13 protein-coding genes are annotated in these 25,037 nt (G+C 68.3%); 5 read left to right on the top strand and 8 right to left on the bottom strand.

What is annotated here, in order from left to right; translation table 11 throughout:
• Window positions 1–62: 62 nt before the first annotated feature.
• Window positions 63–1,052: a LysR family transcriptional regulator gene (locus ACXIZN_RS12400; RefSeq protein ID WP_457954449.1), complete on the top strand. Its 990-nt coding sequence runs from the start codon at window positions 63–65 to the stop codon at window positions 1,050–1,052.
• Window positions 1,053–1,058: 6 nt separating this feature from the next.
• On the opposite strand, the gene ACXIZN_RS12395 is transcribed toward ACXIZN_RS12400, so the two are convergent.
• A complete protein-coding gene (locus ACXIZN_RS12395) occupies window positions 1,059–1,433 on the bottom strand; it encodes a DUF4406 domain-containing protein (RefSeq protein ID WP_241783993.1) in 375 nt (124 codons plus the stop codon).
• A 51-nt stretch (window positions 1,434–1,484) separates the two neighbouring features.
• Between ACXIZN_RS12395 and ACXIZN_RS12390 the strand changes: the two genes are divergently transcribed.
• A complete protein-coding gene (locus ACXIZN_RS12390) occupies window positions 1,485–2,282 on the top strand; it encodes a DeoR/GlpR family DNA-binding transcription regulator (protein WP_034320699.1) in 798 nt (265 codons plus the stop codon).
• Here ACXIZN_RS12390 and ACXIZN_RS12385 read toward each other — a convergent pair.
• From ACXIZN_RS12385 to ACXIZN_RS12375, 3 genes are read right to left on the bottom strand one after another with little or no spacing between them, the layout of a single operon-like run.
• Window positions 2,236–3,003, bottom strand: coding sequence for a polyprenol monophosphomannose synthase (locus tag ACXIZN_RS12385; RefSeq protein WP_457954448.1), 768 nt, complete (start codon window positions 3,001–3,003; stop codon window positions 2,236–2,238). The two genes, ACXIZN_RS12390 and ACXIZN_RS12385, sit on opposite strands and share 47 nt — an antisense overlap.
• A 26-nt stretch (window positions 3,004–3,029) precedes the next feature.
• Window positions 3,030–4,622 carry an apolipoprotein N-acyltransferase gene (gene lnt, locus ACXIZN_RS12380; RefSeq protein ID WP_457954446.1) on the bottom strand — a complete coding sequence of 531 codons (1,593 nt, stop codon included), beginning with the start codon at window positions 4,620–4,622 and terminating at the stop codon, window positions 3,030–3,032.
• Between the two features lie 9 nt (window positions 4,623–4,631).
• Window positions 4,632–6,242, bottom strand: coding sequence for an amidohydrolase (locus tag ACXIZN_RS12375; protein WP_457954444.1), 1,611 nt, complete (start codon window positions 6,240–6,242; stop codon window positions 4,632–4,634).
• Window positions 6,243–6,384: 142 nt separating this feature from the next.
• Here ACXIZN_RS12375 and ACXIZN_RS12370 point away from each other — a divergent pair, with 142 nt between their 5' ends.
• Window positions 6,385–7,779 carry a KamA family radical SAM protein gene (locus tag ACXIZN_RS12370; RefSeq protein WP_457954440.1) on the top strand — a complete coding sequence of 465 codons (1,395 nt, stop codon included), beginning with the start codon at window positions 6,385–6,387 and terminating at the stop codon, window positions 7,777–7,779.
• 95 nt (window positions 7,780–7,874) lie between these two features.
• On the opposite strand, the gene ACXIZN_RS12365 is transcribed toward ACXIZN_RS12370, so the two are convergent.
• Window positions 7,875–13,430 carry a CHAT domain-containing protein gene (locus ACXIZN_RS12365; protein WP_457954439.1) on the bottom strand — a complete coding sequence of 1,852 codons (5,556 nt, stop codon included), beginning with the start codon at window positions 13,428–13,430 and terminating at the stop codon, window positions 7,875–7,877.
• A gap of 198 nt (window positions 13,431–13,628) precedes the next feature.
• Between ACXIZN_RS12365 and ACXIZN_RS12360 the strand changes: the two genes are divergently transcribed.
• Both ACXIZN_RS12360 and ACXIZN_RS12355 read left to right on the top strand, forming a co-directional pair.
• Window positions 13,629–14,018, top strand: a complete 390-nt coding sequence (locus tag ACXIZN_RS12360) for a hypothetical protein (RefSeq protein ID WP_457954438.1) — start codon at window positions 13,629–13,631, stop codon at window positions 14,016–14,018.
• Entirely contained in the window at window positions 14,015–14,830 is an 816-nt protein-coding gene (locus tag ACXIZN_RS12355; RefSeq protein WP_457954437.1) for a hypothetical protein, read from the top strand. Before ACXIZN_RS12360 ends, ACXIZN_RS12355 begins: the two co-directional genes overlap by 4 nt.
• A gap of 153 nt (window positions 14,831–14,983) precedes the next feature.
• Here ACXIZN_RS12355 and ACXIZN_RS12350 read toward each other — a convergent pair whose 3' ends face one another.
• From ACXIZN_RS12350 to ACXIZN_RS12340, 3 genes are all read right to left on the bottom strand, one after another.
• Window positions 14,984–15,865, bottom strand: coding sequence for an SRPBCC domain-containing protein (locus ACXIZN_RS12350; RefSeq protein WP_457954435.1), 882 nt, complete (start codon window positions 15,863–15,865; stop codon window positions 14,984–14,986).
• 3 nt (window positions 15,866–15,868) lie between these two features.
• Window positions 15,869–16,180: an ArsR/SmtB family transcription factor gene (locus ACXIZN_RS12345; protein WP_065917074.1), complete on the bottom strand. Its 312-nt coding sequence runs from the start codon at window positions 16,178–16,180 to the stop codon at window positions 15,869–15,871.
• A gap of 524 nt (window positions 16,181–16,704) precedes the next feature.
• Window positions 16,705–25,017, bottom strand: coding sequence for a SpvB/TcaC N-terminal domain-containing protein (locus tag ACXIZN_RS12340; protein WP_457954433.1), 8,313 nt, complete (start codon window positions 25,015–25,017; stop codon window positions 16,705–16,707).
• Window positions 25,018–25,037 lie beyond the last annotated feature (20 nt).

The raw sequence follows: 25,037 nt of genomic DNA, 5'->3' as shown, positions 1-25,037 counted from the left end.
GTCGGCGCCCGATACCTGCGGTCCAGCGATGGTTTTTGACCGGTATTGCGTAGCCTGGCTTCATGATCGAGGTCGGAGCGCTGCGGGCACTGCGGTCGGTGGCCGCGCTGGGGACGTTGGCTCGGGCGGCGGACGAGCTGGGATTCACGGCGTCGGCGGTGTCGCAGCAGATCAAACGGCTGGAGCGCCAGATCGGGATGCCCGTACTCGCTCCGGCTGGGCGTGGAGTCGTGCTCACTCCGGCAGGTCAGGCCGTGGTCGACTCCTCTCTGGAGGTGTTCCAGGCGCTCGAACGCTGTGCGGAGGCCGCCCAGTCGGTGGCGGAGGGCGCGCCTCGCGGCGTTCTGCGAGTGGCCGCGTTCTCGACGGGTATCCGCGGTCTCCTCGCCCCGGTTCACCCGCGGTTGCTGGAGCGTTATCCCGACCTCCGGCTGCACATCACGGAGCAGGACCCCGACCAGGCGTTGCACAGCGTCGACGCCGGAACCGCGGACCTCGCTCTCCTGCACGACGCCGACGGCCTGCCCGTCCCGCTCTCCACCGCCCTGTCCCGACGCCTGGTGCACACCGACCTCGGCGACGTCGTCATGGCCGGGACCCATCCGCTGGAACGAACGGAGCCGCCGCTCGACGGCGCCGACCTGGCCGGGCACGCGTGGGTCACCAGTCCGCCTGGCACGGTCTGCCACCAGTGGTTCCGGCGCCTGTTCGCCGGGCTGCCCGAGGAGCCCGACGTCCGGCATCTGGTGGACGACTTCTCCACGCAGTTGTCGCTGGTCGCCTCGGGCGAGGTCCTCGCGTTGATCCCGCGGCTGGCGCGCCCGCCCCTGGCCGAGGGGCTCGTCGTCCGGCCGTTGCGGCGCCCGCCGACGCGCGAGGTGCACGCGGCGTGGCGCCGCAGCGCCGAGGCGAGCCCGGCGATCCGCGCGGTCCTCGCCGAACTCCGGTCAGCTAAGGAACATGCTGGTCACGTGGACGAAGGTCCCGGTGATGCCCATGGCGCCGTCGGAGGCGAGGAACGCCGGAGTGCGGGCGGCCCCGGCGAACAGTAGTACGCATTACGCGGCTTGATAGCCCGGGATGTCTTCGACGCGGTGATAGACCGCGAGCCCACGGGAGAGCGCGATGGCGACGTCCTGATCGGCCCCGGCGGAATCACCCGGCAGCCGCAGAACGGCGTCGCAGTGGTGCAGCAGGCGATCGGCCGTCGGATACATGATCTCCTTCGCGATCGGGTCGGCGACGGTCTTCCCGCCGGCGCCGCGCAGTACCGGGAGCGCGACCCACTCGCCGATCATCGGCACGTGCCCGCTGCGGAAGATCGGCCAGGCGGCCTCTTCGAGCCGGGCGAGATTGCGGGCGAGGAGTTCGGGGTCGTCGCCGGTGCCCGAGCGGAACGGTCCGGCGATGAGGATCATCAAAGGTTTGCTCATGCGGCGGAGCATAGTGTGCAACAATCGGCAGGAACAAGGAGGAACGTGCACATGTTGGCTGCGCAACGACGAGACCTGCTGTTGGAACGACTGAAGACCGAAGGCCGCATCGTGGCCAAGGATCTCGCCGCCGAGCTCGGCATATCGGAGGACAGCATCCGCCGTGACCTGCGAGAACTCGCGGACGCCGGGCTCTGTCAGCGGGTTTACGGCGGAGCCTTGCCGGTCTCCCCGGCCACCGCGGACTATGCGACGCGCATGGCGGTCAGCGTCGCGGGCAAGGAGAGGATCGCGAAACGTGCAGCAGCGTTGATCCACCTGGGATCGACGGTCATCCTCGACGGCGGCACGACCGCGCTCGCGCTGGCGAAGGCGCTCCCCGTCGACCTCGAAGCGACGATCGTCACGCACAGCCCCACGGTCGCGGCCGCACTCGTCACGCATCCGAAGGTCGAGGTGTTCCTCATCGGCGGACGGCTCTTCAAGCACTCCGCCGTCACCTGCGGGGCGGCCGCGGCCGAGGCGGCCGAGGGCATCAACGCCGACCTGTTCTTCCTCGGCGTCACCGGCGTGCATCCCGAGACCGGGCTCACCACCGGCGACTCCGACGAGGCCGCGATGAAACGCACCCTCGCCAAACGGGCCGCCGACACCTACGTGCTGGCCAGTTCGGAGAAGATCGGCGCGGCCTCGCCGTTCACCGTGCTCCCCCTGTCCGACGTCGCGGGTGTGATCACCGACGCGGCCCCGGACGAGCCGACGGTGAAGGAGCTGGGGAAGCTCGGCGTGAGCGTGCTGGGGGTCAGCCCTTCTTGGCCAGCCCGCGAAGCTGCTGCCAGCGACGCTTGAGCCCCCACAGACCGACCAGGACGATCGCCTCGCGCACGACCGAACCGCTCATCTTCGACTGGCCGACCTCGCGCTCGGTGAAGGTGATCGGCACCTCGACCACCTCGAACCCGGCGAGCGCCGTGCGGAACGCCAGGTCGATCTGGAAGCAGTAGCCGCGCGAGGCGATCTCGTCGAGCGGGAGCTTCTCCAGCACCGTGCGGCGGTACGCGCGGAAACCCGCGGTGATGTCCTTGATCTTCGTGCCGAGCGCGATCCTCGCGTAGAGGTTCGCCACCCAGGACAGCGCCTTGCGCTGGAACGGCCAGTTCACCGTGCTGCCGCCGGGAACGTACCGGGAGCCGATGGACAGATCCGCGTCCTCGAGCGCGGCCAGTACCCGCGGCAGGTCTTCCGGCGCGTGCGAGCCGTCGGCGTCCATCTCGACGATGGTGGCGTAGTCGCGAGCGAGACCCCAGCGAAAACCGGCGACGTACGCGGCGCCCAAGCCGGCCTTCTCGGTCCGGTGCATGACGTGGATCCGCTCGTCGGCCTTCGCGAGCTCGTCGGCGACGTCGCCGGTCCCGTCCGGGCTGCCGTCGTCCACGACGAGGGCGTTGACCTCCGGGAGTGCTTCGAGCAGGCGTTCCAGGATCGGGCCGATGTTCTCCCGCTCGTTGTACGTCGGGACCACCACCAGCACCGGGTCGATTCCCTGGGCCCCCCGTGGCGCCTGCGCCATCCGCTTTTCCTCCGTGTTCCGGCGGGTCAGCCCGCCGCTTCCCTCGTTGCCTTGGCGGCGCTCGCGCGCCGGGTGCGGAAACGCAGCACGTACCCGCCGGTAACCCCGGCGATCGCCAGGGCGAGCAGCCCGTACTCCGTCGTCACACCGAGTAGATCCGACAGCGTAGTCTGCTGCCTCAGCGGTACGCGCCCCACCAGGGAGTCTGCGGTGAACAGGCTGGTGGAGGCCGTGATCGAACCGTCCGGCGCGACGATCGCGCTGACCCCGCTGGTGGCGGAAACGATCACCGCGCGCCCGTGCTCGACCGCCCGCAGCCGCGACATCGCCAGCTGCTGGTAGCTCATCTCCCCCGGCCCGTACCAGGCGTTGTTGGTGGGCACGACGAGCAGTTCGGCGCCGTCGGCGACCGATTCGCGGGCCGGGTAGTCGAACGCGGTCTCGTAGCAGATGAAGACGCCGACCTTGGTGCCCGCGACCGACAGGGCGGCGTTGGCGCCGTCACCCGGTGTCATGTTCGCCACGCTGTCGACGAACGGTGTCACCAGCTTCGCGAGCTCACGGGCCGGGACGTATTCACCGAACGGGACGAGCTGCTGCTTGGCGTAGCGCTGCCCAGGCCCCGTGACCGGATCCCAGACGAGCGCCGAGTTCTGCGCGCTTCCGTCGGGCAGCCGGACCAGCGCGCCGATGATCGCCTGTGTGCCGTAGTCGCGGACCATCTGATCGACGCCGGCGTCGCCGGTGCGCATGGCCATCGCGGTCTCGGGCCAGACGAGCAGGTCGACCTTGGTGTTGCTCGCCTTGAGCTTGTCCAGCAGGCGGGCGCTCTCGGCGAGGTGGTTGTTCCGGAGTTCGTCGCGGCGGCCTTCTAGAGCGAGGCCGATGTCCGGGGCGTTGCCCTGCACGGTGGCGACGGTGAGTTCGCCGTCCTGGGCTTCGGTGCCGATCGTCGGCCACACCGCGAGGCCCGCCACCACCGGCACCAAGGTCAGCGCCGACGCCGCCACCAGGGAACGCCGGGGGTCCGCGCCCTTCAGCCGCAGGCACAGTGCCGCGAGGCCGAACCCGGTCGCCACGACGGCGAGACCGACCAGCGGCGCGCCGCCGATCGAGGCCAGCGAAACGAAGGCGCCTTCAGGCTGGCTGAACGCGACGCGACCCCACGGGAAGCCACCGAAGGGGAACCAGGTGCGCGGTGTCTCCAGCGCGATGATCACCAGTGCCGCCCACAGCGGTCCGAGCGGCAGCCTCCACACCACGGTGGCGAAAGCCCCGCCGAAACCCAGGTACACCGACAGTGCCATCGCCAGCCCGAGCCACGGCCACGGCCCGAAGCCCGGCCCGAGGAAGTCCAGCAGCCACGTCAGCAACGGGAGGAAGAATCCCATCCCGAACACGAACCCGTAACCGAACGCACCCCGGAACCTCCGTCCGTGCACCACCAGGGCGAAGCCGGTGAACGCCAGCGGCGCGAGCCACCACAGCGGACGCGGAGCGAAACTGAGGTACAGCGTGAATCCCGACGCCGCGGCGACGAGGAAACGCACAAGCCAGGCGCGGGAGAAGCGCTTCCGGGGTGCCGCTTCGGGGTCCGGGTCGGTCACGGTCGTGGACACTACTGAACCCTAGGCCGTGCGGGTGAACAGATCGTGGATGACCTGTCCGCCGCGGACCGTGCGCAGACACCGGGGCAGCGTCGCCCCCTCCGCGAGGTTCGGCAGCGGGGGCACACCCGCGCGCGGGTCGGTCGACCAGCGCTGCACGCGCGAGTCCGGTGTCGCGACGACGAGGTCTTCGGCGTCCCAGATCGCGTAGTGCGCGGGGGCGCCCGGGACCAGGCTGCCGGTGACGCCGTCGTTGACCCCGGCGGCGCGGTGTCCCGCGCGGGTGTGGGCGGTGAAGGACGCGCGGGCGGACAGGCCCGAGCCCGGCGTGCGGTGATAGGTCCCGGCGCGGACGGTGGCCCACGGGTCGACCGGCGTGACAGGGGCGTCGGAACCGAAGGCGAGCAGGAGCCCTTCGGCGGCCATAGCGGCGAAGGGATTGAGCTTCGCGGCCCGTTCCGCGCCGAGGCGGTCGGTGTACATGCCGTGCGCGCCGCCCCATTCCGCGTCGAACTGCGGCTGGACCGATGCGACGACACCCCAGCCGGCCAGCGCCTTCGCCTGGTCGGCGTCGATCATCTCGACGTGTTCGAGCCGGTGGTGACGGGCGGCCAGCGCCCGGCGTCCGACGGTCTTCTCCGCGAGCCGGAACCCTTCGACGACCTCCGCGACGGCGGCGTCGCCGATGACGTGGAAACCGGCCTGGAGCTCTGCCTCGGTGCAGGCGCTGATGTGCTCGGCGATGGCGGGGGCGTCGAGGTAGAGCGTTCCGGAGGTGCCGTGGGCATCGGTGTACGGCTCGTGCAGGGCGGCGGTGCGGGAGCCGAGCGCGCCGTCGACGAACAGGTCGCCCGCGACTCCCCTGGCACCGAGCGCCCGGGCGGTGTCGATGCCGCCGCGTTCGCCCCAGTAGCCGACGACCTCCGGCAGTCCGGGTTCGGCGGCGAGCGCGAGCAGGTCGGTGAGGTCCTCGGCGCCGGAGATGTCCGGGCCCGCGCATTCGTGGACGCTGACGACTCCGCGCGCGGCGGCTTCGGCGAGGAAGGCACGCTGGGCGCCGCGGCGCTGCTGCGGAGTGATCGCCTCGCGCATCGCCGCACGCACGAGATGGTGGGCATCACGGGTCAGCGGGCCGTCGGCCGACCAGCCCGGCGCCTCGCGCACACCCGAGGCGAGCGCGACGAGTGCGCTGGAGACGAGCGCCGAGTGGACGTCGACCCGGCTCAGGTACACCGGCGCCCCGTTCGAGGCCTCATCGATCTCCGCTCGGCTGGGTAGCCTGCCGTCGGTCCAGCGGGATTCGTCCCACCCGTGCGCGACGAGCACCTGGCCGGGGCGGACGGCATCGCGGACCGCGGCGAGTAGCTCGCCGGCGCCGCGGACGTTCGCGAGGTTCAGCCCGGTGAGGTGGAGGCCGGTCGCGGTGGCGTGGACGTGCGCGTCGACGAACGCGGGCGCGACGAAGGCACCGTCGAGGTCGACCACCTCGGCATCGGGATGCAGGGCCTTGGCCGGGCCGTCCTGCCCCACCCAGACGACGGTGCCGCCCGTGATCGCCATCGCGGTGGCGTCGGGGGCCGAGGGGCTGTAGATACGCCCGCCGAGCAGGAGCGTGGTTCGCGCGTTCGTCACGCTCCCGAGTTTGCAGCGTGCGCGCGACCGCGCGACCAGCGGGTCGGCGAGATTTCGACACACCACGCAAGACAGGAATATTTACGTCTTCCGAACGATGTGACAGGATATTTTCACGCGTTTCCGACGACGAGGAGTACAAGTGACTGCGATCCAGGAACCGACCTCGCCGGTGGCCGCCTACGATCAGCCCTACGACTACACCCGGGTCGAGCTGATCGAACCCGACTGGCGCCGCTTCCCCGGCTGGCACGACGTGACCGAGGCAGAGTGGCGTGACGCGCAGTGGCAGCGAGTGCACTGCATCCGCAACGCCAAGCAACTGCGCGCCCTGATGGGCGACCAGCTCGAGGAGCGCTTCTACGAGGACATGCTCGCCGACCAGCGCGAGATGGCCACGATGTCGATGCTGCTGCCTCCGCAGATGATCAACACGATGGCGCCCAACGCGGGCACCGACCCGGCGAAGGTGACCGAGGCCTGGTACGCCGACCCGATCCGCCGCTACATGCTTCCGGTGCGCAGCGACCGCGACACCGAGTGGCCGAGCCACCCGCACTCCGAACGGGACTCCCTGCACGAGGCCGAGATGTGGGTGGTGGAGGGGCTGACGCACCGCTACCCCACCAAGGTCCTCGCCGAGATGATCTCGACCTGCCCCCAGTACTGCGGGCACTGCACCCGGATGGACCTGGTCGGCAACTCCACCGAACAGATCGAGAAGCACAAGCTCTCGCTCAAACCGGTCGACCGCCAGGACGCGATGATCGAGTACCTGAAGAAGACCCCGGGCGTGCGTGACGTCGTGGTCTCCGGCGGCGACGTCGCCAACGTGCCGTGGCCGCAGCTGGAGTCGTTCCTCATGCGGCTGATGGACATCGACACCGTCCGCGACATCCGGCTCGCGACCAAGGCGCTCGCCGCCCTGCCGCAGCACTGGATCCAGCCGAAGGTCGTCGAAGGCCTCGAACGCGTCGCCGGCACCGCGCAGCGCCGCGGCGTCAACCTCGCGATCCACACCCACGTCAACCACGCCCAGTCGGTGACCCCGCTCGTCGCCGAGGCCGCCAGGACCGCGCTGGACGTCGGCGTCCGCGACGTGCGCAACCAGGGCGTGCTGATGAAGGGCGTCAACGCGACCCCCGCCGAACTGCTGGACCTGTGCTTCGCGCTGCAGGGCGAGGCGAACATCCTGCCGTACTACTTCTACATGTGCGACATGATCCCGAACGCCGAGCACTGGCGGGTTTCCGTGCACGAGGCACAGGAACTGCAGCACGCGATCATGGGCTACCTGCCGGGTTACGCGACGCCGCGCATCGTGTGCGACGTGCCCTACGTCGGGAAGCGCTGGGTGCACCAGCTCGCCGAGTACGACCGCGAGCTCGGGATCTCCTACTGGACCAAGAACTACCGCACCGGGATCGAGCACGAGGACCCCGAAGCCTTACAGCGCCGCTACCCCTACTACGACCCGATCTCGACGCTGCCCGAAGCCGGTCAGCGCTGGTGGCGCGAGCAGCCCCGGCAGTCCTGAGCGGCCAGCTCACGAGGGGGCGTTCAGGCTCACGTGCGAGCTTTGAACGCCCCCTCTGCCGCGCAGGCGTTTTGTGCTGGTCAGAACCAGTTCCGTCACGGTCCGAAGTGGACATACGGCGCCCAGATGGCCGGGTTGCGGGGGGCCGAGTCGCGCAAGGCGCGCACGGTGCGGTGGAGCAGGTGGGCGGTGTCGTCGAGACGCAGACCCGAAGGTCCGAGCAGTCCGGTGTACATCATCTCGGTCACCTCGGCCGCGGTCCGGTCCGTGATGGTCCACAGGGTCGCGATCACCTGCCGGTAACCCGCGAGCTGGAGCGCCGCGGCGAGGTGGATGGCCTCGTCGGGCAGATTCGTGCCACCGATCGCCGTGCTGCAGGCCGACAGGTAGGCCAGTTCGGCGTGCTCGAGATCCAGTTCGGCGACCTCGAGCACGGTCAGCGGTTTATCCCACAGGTAGAGGCTGCCGGTTGACGGTTGCCGCAGGTTTTGCCCGCCGTGGCAGGCGAAATGTGCGTAGGCATGGGTGCGCAGGTCGGCGGTTGTCGCGACGTGGGTGGCGGCGTCGGCGACACGCAACGTGCTGTTGAGGGAGGGCGCACGAGAAATGAACTCGGCTTCGGCCCGGGCGCCGGGCAGAGGGCACATGTCCGGACTACCGGGAACCGGCGGGGTCTCCGGCATGCTGACCACGAGGATATGTCGGTCGGCGGGCTCGCTAGCGCTCGCGGTGTTCGCCTTCGCCAGCGCGCGCAGTGTCGGTGTGTAGGACGACACAGCGCGGTCGATCACCGTGCGTCCGGCGGGGGTGTCGGCCGGGTCGTGGTAACCGGCGGCGTGCAGCGGGAGGAGGGTCAGTGATCCGGTCGGGCACCACCACAGTCGTGGCAACGGCTCATCGTGCCCGGTGTGGCCCAACCGGGTCAGCACCGGATCGGCGACGGTGTCCCACAACCATTCCAGGGTCGCGTGCACCGTTTGTTTGGCGCCGGTGGTGGCGAGGCCGCCGGGTCCGCCGGGGTTTTCCAGCAGCTTCAACGCCCGCAGGTATCCCTCTGCCCGTCGTCCGGCCTCCAGGTACGACAGATCAGGCAGCGGGACGTGCTCGACGTCGCGGTCCCGGTGCACGATCAAGGCGTCACATCGGGCTTCGTCGACGTTGAGCAGGACTATGGGACCGTCGGGCAGGCCCTCGCGGAGGGTGGCCAGCGGCGGGATCCGCAGTAGGTATTCCAGTCCGGGCAAGGCGCGTGCTTCGGCAAGTAACCGGTCCCAGTCCTCGGCCAGCTTGATCCGGTCGGACTGCATACGCTGGCTCGGGTCGCTCCACGGATCGGTCGTGGCGGCGGGCTCCGGAATGTCGGGCGCGGTCGTGGCCGCCAGCTTCGTCGCCACGGCGCGCAGGCGATCGTGCAACGCGAGGTCACGTTCCCGCAGCATCGACAGGTCGTCCTTGGTCTGCAGTGCCTGCGACCACAACACGGAGCGGCCCTGCTCGAGCAGTTCCACAGCACGGCCGGGGTCACCGGCCTCCAGTGCCGCGGCGGCGGCCGATCTAGCCAGGCCTTCCCACATCGTCAGCCTGCGCTCACGCGCGTCGCGTTCGATGCCGTGCCAGGCCACATGGGGCAGCAGCGCGACAGCGACGCCGAAGGCCTCCGTCGCGGAGGTCCAATCGCGGTGCCGGACGGCCGACTCGGCCCACAATCTGGCCGCGGCCGCCCGATACGTCGGTGCGGCAGCGGAAGATTCGACCGCCGTTCGGTAGGCGGCGACCGCGGCGTCGGCGTCGCGCCGGCCTTCGACGCGCCTGCGCTCGTGCAGCCTTCCCAGCGTCACCCAGGCCACCGCGACTCGCGGGTCACCGGTGGTCATCCTGTCTATCGCCCGTCTGGCCGACTCGATCGATTCGGCCGCGTCCGCGTCGTCCCCACCGCGGTCGTACCGGGTGTGCAGCACGGTCGAGAGGCTGAGGACGCACACCGGGTACATCGAGTGCGTGACGTCGGTGATCGCGATGGCCTCCCGGACGAGTGCGACGGCCCGGTCCAGTGCGTCCCGGCTCGGACGCCGGTCACGGCGGGTGCGCAGCAGCCCCGCCAGGTTCAGCAGGATCTCTCTCCGGTTCGGGCTCTGGGGCGTGCTGCGGTCCACCGCCTCGTTCAAGGCCGCGACCGCGGCGTCGAGGTCCGCGGTGTCCTGCTTTTCCAGGTACCGGATGTGCAGCGCGGTCCCGAGGTTCATCAGGCATATCGACACCGCCGGATGGTCCGAAGGCGCGGTCGCGACGGCCGATCGCCCGGCGTCCACGGCTGCGTCGAGGTCTGCGGCCGAGCCGAGCAGACCCGCCCGCGTCCGAAGCGCGTTGGACAGGTTGGTCAGCATGATGGGCCGCATGATGTGCCCGGGATGGGCGTCCTCCGCCGCCTCGAACAACGCGTCGATGGCGGCGTTGAGGTCGGAAACCGTTCCGGTCCGATCGAATCGGGACCACAGTGCCAGTCCCAGCGTCATCAGGTTGACCGCCGAAGCGACGTGCCAGTTGGGCGCGCGGGCCGCCTCGCGCCCCAGGTCGACGGCTGCGTCGAGGTCGTCGAGATCGCCGGTGGCCAGCGATCTGGTCAGCAGGCCGACGGCCAGTGCGGTGAACTGGGCACTCCGTTCGGCCGGTGTCGTGCCCGGCAGGGTCGTGGCGCGCTCCGCGGCCTCGATGGCCTCGTCCAGATCGGCGGACTCCGCCAGGATGCTGTACCGGCCACGCAGTGCGTGCGCCAGCTCGGACAACGCGTTCGCCGTTATCGCGTTGTTCGTGCCCGCGGCGGCCACCCCGCGACGCAGCACCTCGATCGACTCGGTCAGCACCCCGACGTCGCCGGTCCGCTCGAACCGCAGGGCCAGCAGGGTGCCCAGCGTGATCAGTGCGTACGCCCGGTTGGTCTCCTCGTCCTGGGTGCGCGGGACGATCTCCCTGCCGATCTCGATCGCTTCGGCGAGCAGAATCTCCTCTCCGGAGTTGAGAAAACGCAGGCGCAGCGTGCTCGCCAAGAAGATCCCGGCCGTGTTCCGGCCCGGGCTCGCCACGGGTAGCCCGTCAGCCGCGACCCGCAGCAATTCGCTCGCCTCGGCGAGCGCGACCTGGTCGTTCGACCACTGCCCGTGAAGCGACAGCGCGATTCCCAGCATCATGCCGGCTTGAACCTTCTGGTCGCGCGATCTGGCCGACGCGAGGCTCGGCCGCAGCACCGCGATCGCCTCGTCCAGATCCGCGATCGAGGCCGTGGCCTGGAAACGGGCCCGGAGGGCATAGCCGAGATAGAACCGGAGCGTCGGCAGATCCGGACTGTCCGGCCGGGCCCGGCCGAACACCGACCGCAGTGCGTCGACGGCCTCGGTGAGATCGGCGGAGTCGCGGGCCCATTCGTACCGGTCGGTCTGTGCGGCCGCGACATTACCCGCCAGCAGCAACGCGTCGGGGTTTTCCCGCAGGGCTGCCTTCCCCCTGTCGATCGCCTCGGTCAGTGCGCTTTTGTCGCCGTGGCGGAAAAAGCGGATGCGAAGCACCTGGACGAGGTTGTTCACGAGCATGAGCCGGTTCAACCCGGTCGCGTGCGCCAAAGCGGACCGCAAGGTCGTGGCCGCCGCCTCCAGGTCCGCTTCGGCACCGGTGTTCTCGTAGCGGGCTATGAGCGCGTTGCCCAGGGTGAGGGTGACTGACACCTTCGGAACCGCGCCGGGTGGTGTCGCCGCGTGGCAGGCTTCTATGGCTTCGGTCAGCTTCTCGGGGTCGCGCTCGGAGGTGGCTGTCGAGCTGAGGATCGCGGCAAGAACGCCGAGTATTCGATAGCGACTTGAGCCGCCGGAGCCGGTAGCGGCGAGCGCCGAGCGGATCAGCCGGGTCGCCGTCTCGCTGTCGGCAGGCTCGCCCCTGGCGTCGAAGCGTTGCAGATGCGCCAACGCGGCGTCCGCCCGCAGGTCGGGCAGTCGGGGGTCGTCCGCGGGCAGGGACTCGACGGCCCGGCACAACGCGGCGACGGACTCGTCGAGGTCGGCGGGGTCCGGATTCCGGCTGTACCGGAGGCTGAGTGCGTCCGCGAGCGCGGACAAACACTGCGTCAACGCGGAGGCGTCGGGGGCCAGCGGCACCGTCGCCCGCAGCGTCTCGATCCGTTCGTCGAGATTAGTGGCCTGGCCGGTGCGCAGGAAGCGCCACCGCAGCAGTTCCGCCAGCTGCCAGAGCTGCTGGCCGCGGATCACCGTGTCATCGGGGATGTCCTGCGCGGCCGCTCTCGTTGTCTCGATGGCTTCGTCGAGCTCACCGTCATCGATCTCGCCGTCGGCGTCCGCCAGCTTGACCGCCTCGTACAGCACCATCGAGAGGGCCGTGAGCATCGGCGTCCGGCCGAGCGGACCGCCTGCGCCGGCCGTCTTCGCCTCACGAAGGACGTCCACGGCTTCCCGGAGGAACTCCTCACCACCGGAGGCCCGGTACTGGCGGCGAAGTGCCTCACCGAGGGACAGCAGCGCAGTCCCCCGAAGCGGGCTGTCCGCGGGCAGAGCCGCCAAGGCCGCTCTTGCCGCCCGTGTCACCTCGGCATGGCCCGCGTCATCGGCTCGGAGCACGGTCGTCAGCGTGGCCTCGACCGCCCACCTCAACGGGTGGCCTTCTCCAACGGCCGCGTCGGCCTCCCTGGCCAGGGCGATGGCTTCGGCCAGATCGGCCTTGTCGGGACCGTCAGGTGTGCTGAACACCGAGGCATACGAGAACCGGGTCTGGAGCGAGCTTGCGAGGTTGAGCAGCGCGGGGACATGCGACTCACAGCCCTCGGGGAGGTTCCCCAGCGCCTCCCGCAGGTACCGGACACTTTCCGCGATGTCGGTGGCATCGCCCGTACGGACGAACCTGACCCGCAGGGCACTGCCTCGCAACAGGAGTGCTTCACCGAATGCCGGGTCGTCCGAAGCGCAGCTTGCGAGGACTTCCCGGGTCACCTCGACGTACTCCTCGACCACGGCGAGCGGACCGCCGATATTGCAATGGGTCTCCAATGCCAAGGCGAGCTGCGACAGACAGGCCACGCGGTCCGGGTCACCGGACGGCAGAGACGACGCCACATCGCGCAGGAGCACCGTGCTGTCGGTGAGGTCCCGTTCCCGCCCTCGGATGCCGAACCGGGTGAGCAGAGCGAGCCCGAGGGGAAACCGGACCGCCGAAGCGATCGGGTGCTCGGCCGACTCGAGTGCCGCGCGGCCCGCCGCCACGGCATCGTCCAGATCCGCCTCGGCGGCCGTCCATTCGAAGCGCTGGTTCAGCAGCGTCATCAGGTTGAACAGGTGCGCCGGACGGTCGACCCCACCGCCGGCGTCGACGGCGGCTCGACACGCGGCTATCCCCAGTTCTGTCAAGCCGGGATCCGCGGCCGTCAAAGCGGCGTCGGTGATCACTGACGCGTAGAACGGACCGAGTTCCGCGGGCGTCAAACCCGGATAGCGGTTTTCCTGAAGCCAGCTGAGCACCGGTGGTGGCACCACACCGGGGAAGGATTCGGCAAGCGGGGCGAACAGTTCCGTACAGATCTGGATATCAGGCCCGATACCGCCGGGCGGCAGGGCGCAATGCCGCAGCCAGTGCAGCATTCCGAGTTCTCGAAGCATCTCGGGAGGCAAGCTGGTACCGATGGCGGGCACGACCAAGCGAGCGGCGTCTGCCACGGCCTCGGGTGTGGTGACCTCGTCGGATTCGTTTGTTTCCAGGCAACGTCGGATGCGTTCCAAGAGCGAGATGCTCACTCCTCCCCTCGCCACCCACTACGGTGCGGTAGACGATTCAGGATGGCACAAGGGAGGGGCGAAGTGGCGGCATTCGACGAGGGACAAGCGCTCGTTCTGTGGTGCACCGCCATGCCGGATCTGCGCCAGGCCGCCATCGCCGGCCGGTGGACCGACCGGCTGGAACGCACCGCCTCCCGCGTGCGCGCGGGAGGTTCGGCGTTGGACGCGTGCCGGCAGTTCGACCTGCTCGATGCCGAGTCGGCGGAGCCGACCAGGAACGCGGGCACTCCCGACCGCATGCCCGTATATCCCAGTACGCGGAGCACCCACCTGCCACGGACCGGACGCGGCGAGTACAGCTGCCCGCGCGGGTTGTGCATGCGCCACGACCATCGGGACGACAACGGGCACCCGCCCGTCTGCGCCTTGTTCGACAACGAGCCGATGCTTCCGACCGGCGCGACGCCATGAACCCCTTCTTATCGTCTCTGAGCGGCAAGCTCGCCGAGCGATGGGTCGCGACCCTCGTGCTGCCGGGGGCGCTGTTCATCGCCGCGGCGGTGTGCGCGGTCCGGCTGGGCCACCGTTCCGCGTTCGACCTTGTCTCGGTGACCGGCTGGATCGTGCGGGAGGCGCCGCGCGTGCCGGTCGCGGCGACGGCGGTCTTCGTGCTGGCCGGTGCCACGGCGACGGCCATGGCCGCGCAGGCGGTCGGCAGCCTGGCCGAGGCGGTCTGGACCAGACCGTGGCGCGGGCCTGCTGCCTGGCTCGCACGGGGGTTGGTGGCCGTACGCGGCAGGCTCTTCGATCGAGCGGCGGCCAGGGCGGGGGTGGACCCGGTAGCCGCCTACCGTCCACGGCATCCGGCCTGGATCGGCGAGCGGTTCCGGCTGCTGAACGCCCGGATCGCCGGGCAGTACCACGGACTCGATCTGGGTTTGGTGTGGCCGCGCTTGTGGTTACTGGTCCCGGAAACGGTCCGCACTCCGGTGCAGGCGGCCGAATCCCAGTTCAGGTCGGCCACCAGGCTCGTCGGCTGGGGCGTGCTGTACCTCGGCCTAGGGATCCATTGGTTTCCCGCGGCGCTGGCCGGAATCGGCACCATCGCGGTGGGGTGGAGCCGGGCCCGATCCACCACCGCGACACTCACCACGTTGATCGAAGGCACCGTGGACACCCATCTCGACACGATCGTCACCGCTCTCGGCCACACCATGCCGGCCGCGGGCTTCACCGGTGATCTCGCCCGCCGGATCAACGACCGGCTGGCCAAGGGCGACTGACCACCGCCGAATGGTTTCAGCCGAGGCCCACGGAGCGCACGGCCCGTGCAAAATGTCCATATTGGACAGACATGCGGCGGGTGCCGTCACCACATCGTCCGGAAACGGTCGGCAGCCGGAAGGAGCGGATGCTGATCAGCGGTGTCGGCGTGGTCACTGCTCGGCGTAGCGCTTGGCGAGCTCCTCCTCTCGGGCGGTGGGCCAGGGGCAGCGGATGTCGCCTTGGGTGGCGGCGAAGAAGAGTTCCATGTGCACGTGCCAGGCGGCGAGGGCTTCGGGGCCGTGTGCGTTCTCTTGGAAGAGGGTCACGGTGGTGCCCTGCAGGTGTTCGTGTTTGAACTCCCAGCGCACGACGCCTTGTGGAACGCCGTCCTGGAGCCACTCGTACTCCAGCAGGTGGGGTGCTTCGGAGCGGGTGAGCCTGCCCGGGGTGATGCCGGGGTGGGCGGCGCGGGTGGGAACGGTGTCGGTGGCGCCTTCGGTGAGGAGGGTCCAGACGTCGTCGAGCGGGGTCCAGACGAGGTCGCGGGCGAAGTGGATGCCATCCGGGTTGTCGGTGCCCTCGTCGAGGCCGAACTTCGCGATGTAGTGCTCGATGCGCGAGAGCCATTCGGTGGGTGGCTTGAACTCGGTGCCGTCGGCGTGGGCGACCAGGGCGTCCAGGCAGGTGATCCAGCCGGGGACGTCGCGGCCGGCGGAGAGCTTCGACGACACCACGGCGGTGAACACCAGCAGGCAGCCGTCGGCCTGCGGGAGAATCTCGAAGCGCAACACGTCGTTCGCCCAGCGGAAGGCGAAGACCTTCGGCGGGTCGGACTCGAGCAGTTCGCCCTCGCCGCCGTCGGCGTCGACCAGGGCGGCGTCCGGGAAGGTGAACCGCAGGGTGCGGCCGTCGATCGTGACCTCGGCCGGGAACCAGTGCTTCATCTCGGCCGGTTCGGTGACCACCCGCCAGACCTTCTCCGGCGAGTGCCGCAACCGGCGCTCGAAGCGCAGCACGGGCTTGCCCTCGATCATCTGCAGTTCCGCGTCCACGGGTCAGTCCCCTTCGATCTCGTCGAGTCGGCGTTCGAGCGCGTCCAGGCTCTTCTCCCACATCGCGCGATAGGGCGCGAGCCAGGCCTCGACCTCCGCCAGCGGGCGCGGGTTGACGCGGTACCAGCGGCGTTGGGCGTCCGTGCGCACCTCGACCAGGCCGGCCTCGCGCAGCACCTTGAGGTGCTTCGACACGGTCGGCTGGGTCAGCGTCAGCCGGTCGACGAGGTCGCCGACCGGCTGCTCGCGTTCACGCAGCAGGTCGAGGATCTCGCGGCGACTCGGATCCGCCAGCACGGCGAAGGTAGATGCCATGACAGTAATATAGCCGAAGTGGCATATTCACGCTCGACGTGGAGGTTCAGTTGCTCAAGGGGACCAGCGTGGTCCACCTGAGCGGGCTCCTCCCCGGACCGAGACCCGGCTACGGCGAGTCGCGTCGTGTGAGACCGGTACACCAACGCCCAGAGCAGGTAGGTGACCTCGACGAGCAGGTCCGCGCCGCCGTCGGGTTCGTGGGTGTCCTCGTCAACGTTCAACTGAATCCGTCACCCCGATGCTTCGGTCCCGCCCGCAGAGCTACCTATGGCGCCGGGTGTGGACCAGTCGGTGATTTCCAGCCGTGTCATGGGCGTGCAGCCACCATCAGGTGCCACGATCGACCACGGGATCGCCTTGACAGGAATGGTGGCGCGGATGACCTGACGGGGATCGGACAACCGACCGCTGGTGGCCGCGAACGTATCGCCGGGGGCGTCGCCTGCCGATGCCCGAGTAGGCCAAAGGGCCAGGCTGGTGCACCCCGTTGATGGGCGCACCACCCTGGCCGAAGTCGATGACTAAGCCTTTGGCCCCGTCCATACGAGTGGACTGTTTCCATTTTCTGGATCGATCATCATGATCGTTCGTCCCATTTCGACCGCAGCCTTGACCGCACCGCTGAGAGCCGAGTAATCCGTATAGACACCTCTACCACCGGGGACTATTTTGACGAACTGCTCGTGACTGAATCCCTTGCCGATGGTCCGGCCTATCCAGTTGTTGTGCAAGTCCATCAGTCCCCGATTATCGGCGTTGCCCTCCTCCATCTCGTGAGCGTCGGTGAACTTCTTCGCATCCGCCTCACCGAAGTATACCGTCAGCAGGGCGCTCCAGTACGCATGCTGAAACGCGTTGCCGATGGCCCCGTCCTGCGTCGCATCTTCACCATTGCCATAGTCATACGATTCTCCGAAAAGTGCCTTCGTAGTGTTTATGGCCTCAAAGTAGATCTCAACATATCTGCCCTTCTTTTCGTTGGACAGCCCTTCAAGCAAGGCCTTTTCCGCAACGGTAACCGGGATTTTGTAGTATGTCGTCTTCGGCGGCCCGTTAAGTAGCGGAAATTCTTCCCTGAACTGGTGATTGATTCGCGCCATCTCAGTGTCGTCCAGTTGCCCGACTCCCGGGGTGCGCTCGGAAGGACTCTTCCCGGTGGGGTCTGTCAGGATGACCGGGTTGTTGTGCACGTAGGTGTGGGTGGCGAGGTTGCGGGGGTTGGTGATGCCACCCGCGACGTCGGAGTCCAGGTACTCAGGCAGCGCCGGATCCGCGCTCGCCCAGAGTTGCGTTCTCGGGTTGTAGTAGCGAGCACCGTGGTAATAGAGGCCGGTCTCTTCGTCGAGTTCCTTGCCGGTGAACTTGTACGGCGTATCGCTCTGGCCTGCCTGCTCCTCCACCCAGGTTTCCCCGAACGGCATGTACTCGAGATGTTCGGTGACGTTGCCTTGCCTGTCGGTGACGTACCCGGAGGAGCCGAGGTGGTCGGCGTGGAAGTAGGACTGGGTGTCTTCGGGGTCGCCGGCCGCGACGGTCTTGGTGGTGAGGCGGCTGTCGCCGATGAAGATGTGTTTGAAGCCGGTCCCGTTACGTTCGCTGTAGCCACGGTTGGGATAGAGCGACAGGCTGTCGCCCTGTTTGATGACGCGTTCGCCGGCCGCGTCGTAGGTGTAGGCGACGGTGGCGTCCTGGCAGCCTCCCGGAGTTTGAGGGACTGTCGCCGTGGTGGTGTCCTGGTTGCAGGCGAGCCGGTTCTCCTCGTCCCAAACGTACTGGCGTCGTTTGCCGTCCGAGGCGGTGTTCACCGTGTCGGTGAGGTTTCCGCTCGTGTCGTAGGCATGAGTGATCGGGCCGACCTTGCTCGGTGCGTGGGGTTTTCCGCTCCCGTAGTCGTATTTGTAGTCGTAGCTCCCAGCAGCCTCGATCGGCCCGGTGGACAGCGGGCCTAGCGACGCCGGGCTCCCTCCGCCGCCACCGACCGGCGACACAGGACTGGACCCGCGGTTCAGCGCCGCCGCCTGAGTGGTCGTGCCGGTGATCTCGTGGTGCTGGGTCTTGCCGGTGGTGTTGTGGATGGAGTCGTAGCTCAACGCCAGGGTGTACTTGTCCTGCTGGTTGCTCTTGGTCGTGTACTGGCCGCTGGCGGAGGTGAGCTGGTACAGGTCGTCGTAGCCGAAGGTCTGGCTGCTCGGACCACCGATCGTCGGGTTCTGTGGCGTGCTGTTGGTCAGCTGCGTGATGTTGCCGACGTTGTCGTAGGTGTAGCCGAGGTTCTGGAACTCGGTGGCACCCGGCGTCTTCGACTTCAGAGTGGCGAGCCTGCGGTCGGCCTGGTCGTAGGTGTAGGTGGTACGTACTCCGTTACCGGCTTGCTGCAGCACCTTCTGGCCGAACTTGTCGTAGTCGAGGCGACCAAGATAGACGTAGTCGGTTCCGTTCTTGGTTCCGGTGGCGCGGGTGACCTGGCCGCCGGTGTCGTAGTCGTAGCGGAGCAGCTCGCCGTCCGGATAGGTCATCTGCAGCACACGGTTGAAGGCGTCGAAGCGCCACCCGGTGGTGTAGCCGCGGTCCGCCTGCCCGGCGATCTTGATGGTGCGGGTCTCCCGGGTGGTCTCGCCCAACGGGCCATAACCACGAGTGAGGGTCCCGGCCGCATCGCGGATCTCGGTGATCCGCCCGGCGCCGTTGTCCGGCGCGCCAGATGCGCCATAGGTGTAGGTGACGTTGTTGGCCGGGAAGGTCGGGTAACGAACCGCGGTGATGCGGCTGTGGTCGTAGTCGTACTCGATCTGCTTGCCGCCGGCGGTGATCTTCGCCGTCGGGTTGCCCGCCAGGTCGAAGCGCGTCTCGGTGCGGCCCGCATCGGGGCTGTCGAGCACCGTCCGGCGGCCGAGGGTGTCGTACTCGGAGCGGGTGGTGTTGTTCTTGTCGTCCACCACGGTGGTGATCTGCCCGAGCGCGTCGTAGCCGTAGCTGGTCCAGATCACCGGTTGTCCACCGGCCGGGTTGAACTCCTTGACCGCGGTGGTCTTCTCGCGCAGGTCGGCGTAGTTGCGCTTCTGTTTGCCGTTGCCGTCCGTCGCGATGGTTTCGAACCGGGTGACACCGGCGCGGTCGGGTCCGAATCCATAGGCCATGTCGGTCGTGACCGCGTCCGGCGCGACCGTCTTGACCGGCCGGTCCAGCACGTCGAACGAGGTGCGGGTAGGCGCCACGGTGTCGAAGGCGGCATTGAACGTGGTGTTGCCGTCACCCTTGGGCTCGGTCACGGGGTGATACTGCTCCACCACGCGGCCGGCGAAATCGACCTTGGTTCGGCCGGAGACGGTCATGACCTGGTCGGGGGTGTCACCGGGATTGTTCGCGACCGACGCGTCCTTCTTGGTCTGGAGAACGCGTTTGAGACCGTCGGTGAAGGTGACGGTGTCGATGGTGTCCTCACGGACACCCGTGGCATCACGGTCGAGGTGACGCGTGGTGGCATACGGAACGATGGCTTCGGGGTGATAGTCGAAGTCGATCGTGACCTTGCCCGACCCGATCTCGTACGGACCGGTGACGGTGTCCAACCGGCCCACGCTGTCGTAGGCGCGCAGCACCTGTTGGCCGTTCTGGTCGGTGGTGCGGTCCGGTTGCCCGTACTTGAGGTTGTGCGTCGCGCCCGACCGCAGCCCGAAGCTGTCCACAATAGACTCGATGTGGACGCCGACGAGCGTGTCGTAGCCGTACTCCAGGCGGTACCGCTGACCGGACTTGCCTGCCGGTTTGGTGACCGCTTTGAGGTTCCCGTCCGGGTAATACTCCAGGTCGGTGTCGGCCGATGTGGTGCAGGTGAGGTACGCGCGGACCTGCCGTACCGCACCGGTCACGCAATCCACTGTGGATTCCCTGTGTCGCGACAGGTCGGCGCCGCCGCGCTGTTCGAGCAGATTCGCGGTACCGACCAGGTTGCGCGCCCGGCAGGCCGGGTCGGACGCGGTGTAGCCGTAGGTGGTCTCCACGTCGTCGGCGACGCCTTCGTCGGCGGCGTCGAACGAGCGGATCAAGTTGCCGAAGTCGTCGTACGACATTTCGGTGTAGGTGGACTTGCCAGGGTTCTCGGCACCTTCGTAAAAGCGTTTGTCCACCCGGGACAGAGCTGCGAACACGCTGCCCGGTGCGGTGTCGCGTAGCTGATAGGTGTTGACGGTTTCGGTGAACGGCCGTCCCGCACCGTCGGTGCCGAGGGTGCGAGCGAGCAATCCGCGGGTATACGGACCGTCAGTGCGGTACTCGTCAGTGGTCGAGCGATAGAGCGCTTCGGCAGCGCCAGGGTCACGCTGTTCGGTGACGACCCTGCCGAAGCCGTGGAACTCGCGTTCGAGCCGGTCGTACTTCCCTTGTTCGTAGCGATAGGTGGTGAGCTGGGTATCGGCTCCGTCACCGCGATGACCGTCGGACACGCTGGTGCGGGACAGCACCCAGCGGGACTCTGGCGTCGCCTGCGTGTTACCGGTACGGGTGTAGTCCAGATCGATCTTCCCGCCCAACGGCCGCGTCACCGTGCGGAGCAGGTTCGTGCGGCCGGTTTTGTTCACCGCGACCAGCAGCTCGTTGTCCCGGGTGGATTTGACATGGTCGGCCAGGCCGTCGCCGTTGATGTCACGCAGGCCGATCTCGGCACGGCTGATGCTCGTGGAGGCGTTGACGCCGGGGTTGAACACGAAGGTGCCGACCGGGGTGGGGACTGGGAACGTGAAGTAGACACCCGCACCGAGGGTGGCGTTCTTGTCGACGGCGATGTCGGTGAAGCCGCCGCGGAACGGAGTGGGCGCGGTGAAGCCGGTGCCGGTGTTGACGGCCACCTTGATCGGATTGGCGCCATCGGTGAAGACGCGGTCGGTGAGACCGTCGCCGTTGACGTCGAGCATGCTCGCGTTGGTGAAAGAAGTGCCCAGTTCGGCGGACAGTCCCCCGGCGAAGCCGTAGTTGTCGACGTTGAAACCGAGGTTGACGCCGAGGTTGCGGGTGGAGGCGTCGTTGATCGGTCCCGCTGACCAGGGTTCCCTGGCGGCGAAGCTGTAGCCGAGGTTGAGCTGGGCGTCGCCGTTGGCGAAGACCTTGTCCGGCAGACCGTCGCCGTTGATGTCGACGAGGTCGACGCGGGTGTCGGACTCGCCGCCGCCGAGGCTGCCTCCGATCCCGAGCGCCGGTTGGACCGGGCCGGAGGTGGCGGTGTTGTTGCTGCTGCCTGCCTCCGGAGCGGCCAGGCCCTGCGCACTGGCCAGTGTCGCTGCCTCACTGCCTGCGGAGTAGGACACGTTGCCGGACAAGGTGTCGGACTCGCGGACGTTGCCACCGAGCGTGCCACGTCGAGCGCCGAGCCCGCCGTTCATGTCGGTGAACTGGATCTCCTTGGCGCCGACGACATCGGGAAAGCGGTCACCGTTGAGGTCGACGTAGTCGACGGAACCCGCGGTGATCCCACCGACGACCGTACCCCCGAACGGGCCGGCGGACAGCGTGCCGGACACCTGACCGGTCACGCCGCGACGCATCACGGTGCGGTCACCGGCGACATCGGCATCGGTGACCACGTCGATGGTGTCCGCGCCGAGCCGGGAACTGGTCGCCATGGTGGAGGTGAACCAGGACGACTCGTCCTGGGCGGCCCAACCGCCTTTGGCCGGGTTCGGAGCGAAGATCGCCAGCCGGGGCATGGTGATCCGGGGGTTCGCGGCGAAACCCGCGACGTCGGCTTCCTTGGGTTCCCGGGGAAGGGCGTCCTTGAAGCTCTGGTCGATCGCGAGTTCGGCCTGCTTGATGGGCTGGGTGGCGCGGTCGCGGTTGGCCTGGTAGCCGATCACACCCCAGCCGCGGTAAGGCTGCGGGAACGCACCCTGCTGAGCGGAGCCGTGTGCCGCGCTCGGCGCCGGGCTGAACGTCGGCCATGGGGACGAGAGGTCGTAGGTGACCTTCGCGGACTGTTCGGCGATCAAGCCGAACAGGTAGGGATCCGTCGTGGCGTGGTCGAAATACAGCTCGTCGCCCTCGGTGACCGGGACGACCACGTCCAGATCCTGGCCGGGCGAGCCGTACTGCCCGTTGACGATGTCGACGACCCGCTTCCCCAGCAGCTGCCCGCCGCGCTTCTTGACGGTGAACGCGATCTTGGTCGCTCCGGGAAAGCCGAAGTTGAGCTTCACACCCGGCCGGACCCGCAGCTTGCCGGTCTTGGTCACCTTGTAGGTCTGCTGCGGCGCCTTGAGGGTATCGGCGGGATACATGTCCACGTCGTACGGCGGGCTGATCACCAGGCTCGGCTGACCCTTGTCGTCGACCAGCGACTCCACCCCCGGCGCCTCCGTGTAGTGCGCCTTCGGTACCCAGGACACCGCGGAAACGTCGATCGGGGAGTCGGTCTTGATATGCCATGACATCTTCTCGAACTGGCTCACCGGTAGGCTCATGTCGATCGTGGTGGTCCCGGTCGACCCGGCAGGCAGGACCTTCCGAAACACCTCCGCCGGAGCGTGTACCCCGTTGCCCTTCGTGATCACCACGGCCACGTCGTCCGAGGTCACCTTGCTCTTGACCACGTCGCCGGTCAGCCGGAGCTTGCCGGTCACCGGCACCATCACCTGCGACGAGCGGCCGCCGAGCGTGAAGTCCGCGGACGCACGGAACACGGTATTCGCCATCCCGTTCACGTCCGTACCGGCCGCCAGGTCGGTGTAGGTGATCGTCGGATCCCAGGCCACCGTGTCGTACTTTCCGTCCAGAATGGACTGTGTGCGGAAGTACAGCGCGTCGCCTTTCTTCACCGCGACCGCCGACACATTGGCCGGGGTGAACTCCGTGTGGTCGTCCGGGCCGATTCGCTGCGCCCAGAGTTCGGTGTCCTTGGCCTGGATGGTGACCCGCACACCGTCGGCCTTGGTGTACGCGGCGCGCGCGGGCGACGGGTCCACGGTCAGCTGCACCCGGCCGTCGACGCGGACGGTGCCGTCGAACGGCGCGACCCAGCGGCGTACCGAGTCCAGCAGCGGCGAGTTGTCGACCTGCTGGTTGAACTGCGCTGTCTGGTCACCGACGATCTCGCCGGTCACCGCCCCACCGCCGACCGGCACCGGGGTGCGGGTGGAATCGGCGGTGTAGGCGGGCTGCCCGTTGGCGTCCAGATAGCCGAACAGCACACCGCCGTTGTTGACCAGGTCAGTGAGGCCGTCACCGTTGACGTCGCTGAAGAACCGGTCCGACGTGGTCGTGGTCCCGATGAAGTCCAGCTGCGCGGCGACAGTGAGGACGAACGCCTCGACACCGATCGTGCCCGACAACGTCCGCTCGGAGGAGATCCCCGGGAGGTCGCGCAACCTGATCGGCGTGTCACCGAACTTCGGCTCACCCCCCGGGGTGCTCAGATTGGGGCGGAAGTGCACTTCGTTGTTCTTGCGGAAAACCTTGTCCGGCAGGTTGTCGCCGTTCACGTCCACCAGCGCCGACAGGCCATCGGACTGGCCGGCGTTGAACCCGACCTTCAACCCGACGCCACCCTGCTTGACCGGTAGCCCCTGCACGTTGTAGCCGGCGAACAAGTGCGCGCCGAATCCGACGGAGGTGTTCGCCGAGATCGCACTCGCCTCACCTTCACGGATGTTCACGCCGAGGTCGTCGTCCGGGACAGACCAACCGGCGGCGCCGGCGAACCCGGTGTAGTTGCCCGCCTGGTCACGCACCTCGTCGAAATAGTCGAACGAGTGCGTGTTGAACAGCTTGTTGTCCTCACCGAATTGCGACACCGAGGCGAGGAGGGATTTCGCGTAGGCACCGGTTCGGTAGTTCAGTTCGTACGCACGGATCAGCTGGTCATCCAGCTTGACCTCCACCCGCCGCAGCAGATCGGCGGTCACCTTCTTGAACCCGCCACGAGCGTCGATCTGCACGTCGCCGCGGCGTGGCTCACCCCGGTCCCGGTCGCGCAGGAACGTCACCGAATACCGGCCCTCGGCGTCGCCATGTCCGGTGTAGGTGATCCGCCGCGGATACAGGGCACTGCCCGGCACCGTCGACTTCTCGGTGCCGCCGTCTTCCACCCGGGCGTAGTGGTAGCGCATCACGTTGTCGTTGGTGTCGCGGACCTCGCGTGCCGCCCACGTCGCCACGTGTCCCGCGGCATCGGTCAGCGTGGTGTTCTCGGCCCCGCCGAACACCGTGCGCGTGCCCGCCTTGTCGGTGACCTCCCACCAGTAACCGGCTGGATTGTCCCCGTGGCGCACGATCCGGTCGAACCGGCTCTCCACGCGGGCGTGGAACACCTTCTCCGCCGACCTCTTCTGCAACTCGCCCCGATGGGCGACCGGCGTGAGCTGCTCACCGTTCAGGAGATAGGTCTCGGTCTCCAGAGCCGCGTCGAACCGCGGTACTCCCCAGCGGGTGTCGACCGTGATCGCCGGCATGGCGACATCCCACCCGACACCCAGCCAGCCGTTCGCGCCTGCGGAGCTGTACGCCACCGCCAGCTTCGGCTCCAGGCCCGCCCGTCCCTTGGGCACCTCGATCGGGTAGGACATCCGCGCATCGCCGGAGCTGTTCGCCGACGGTGGCGCGATCAGGTTTACCCCGGCCCCCGGATCGGCGGCTTTGATGTCCTTGATCTGATTCGGATCGAACGCCGTCCCCTCGGGATGCTCCGGCGCGGCCACCGCCCCATCCGCACCTGACGCCTGCCCCGCCACACGCATCGAGGCGGGCGGGCCCGCACTCGGGACCATCATCGCCACCAAAGCCAGGAACAACAGCACCACCACGGCCTTGTGGCGATGACGAACCGGACGAGCCCACACGAAGGCAGACATGCCCCCGACCCCCTCTGGAT

The sequence above is a fragment of the Amycolatopsis sp. TRM77291 genome, assembly GCF_054166285.1.
The sequence above is the reverse complement of the archived record's forward strand: the minus strand, read 5'-3'. Positions and strand labels throughout refer to the sequence as shown.

Excerpts from the sequence above, each read along its gene's own strand:
- ACXIZN_RS12355 (WP_457954437.1), top strand. The coding sequence starts at position 14,015 with ATGAACCCCTTCTTATCGTCTCTGAGCGGCAAGCTCGCCGAGCGATGG.
- ACXIZN_RS12365 (WP_457954439.1), bottom strand. The coding sequence starts at position 13,430 with ATGCTTCGAGAACTCGGAATGCTGCACTGGCTGCGGCATTGCGCCCTG.
- ACXIZN_RS12385 (WP_457954448.1), bottom strand. The coding sequence starts at position 3,003 with ATGGCGCAGGCGCCACGGGGGGCCCAGGGAATCGACCCGGTGCTGGTG.
- ACXIZN_RS12390 (WP_034320699.1), top strand. The coding sequence starts at position 1,485 with ATGTTGGCTGCGCAACGACGAGACCTGCTGTTGGAACGACTGAAGACC.
- ACXIZN_RS12340 (WP_457954433.1), bottom strand. The coding sequence starts at position 25,017 with ATGTCTGCCTTCGTGTGGGCTCGTCCGGTTCGTCATCGCCACAAGGCC.
- ACXIZN_RS12345 (WP_065917074.1), bottom strand. The coding sequence starts at position 16,180 with ATGGCATCTACCTTCGCCGTGCTGGCGGATCCGAGTCGCCGCGAGATC.
- ACXIZN_RS12395 (WP_241783993.1), bottom strand. The coding sequence starts at position 1,433 with ATGAGCAAACCTTTGATGATCCTCATCGCCGGACCGTTCCGCTCGGGC.
- ACXIZN_RS12400 (WP_457954449.1), top strand. The coding sequence starts at position 63 with ATGATCGAGGTCGGAGCGCTGCGGGCACTGCGGTCGGTGGCCGCGCTG.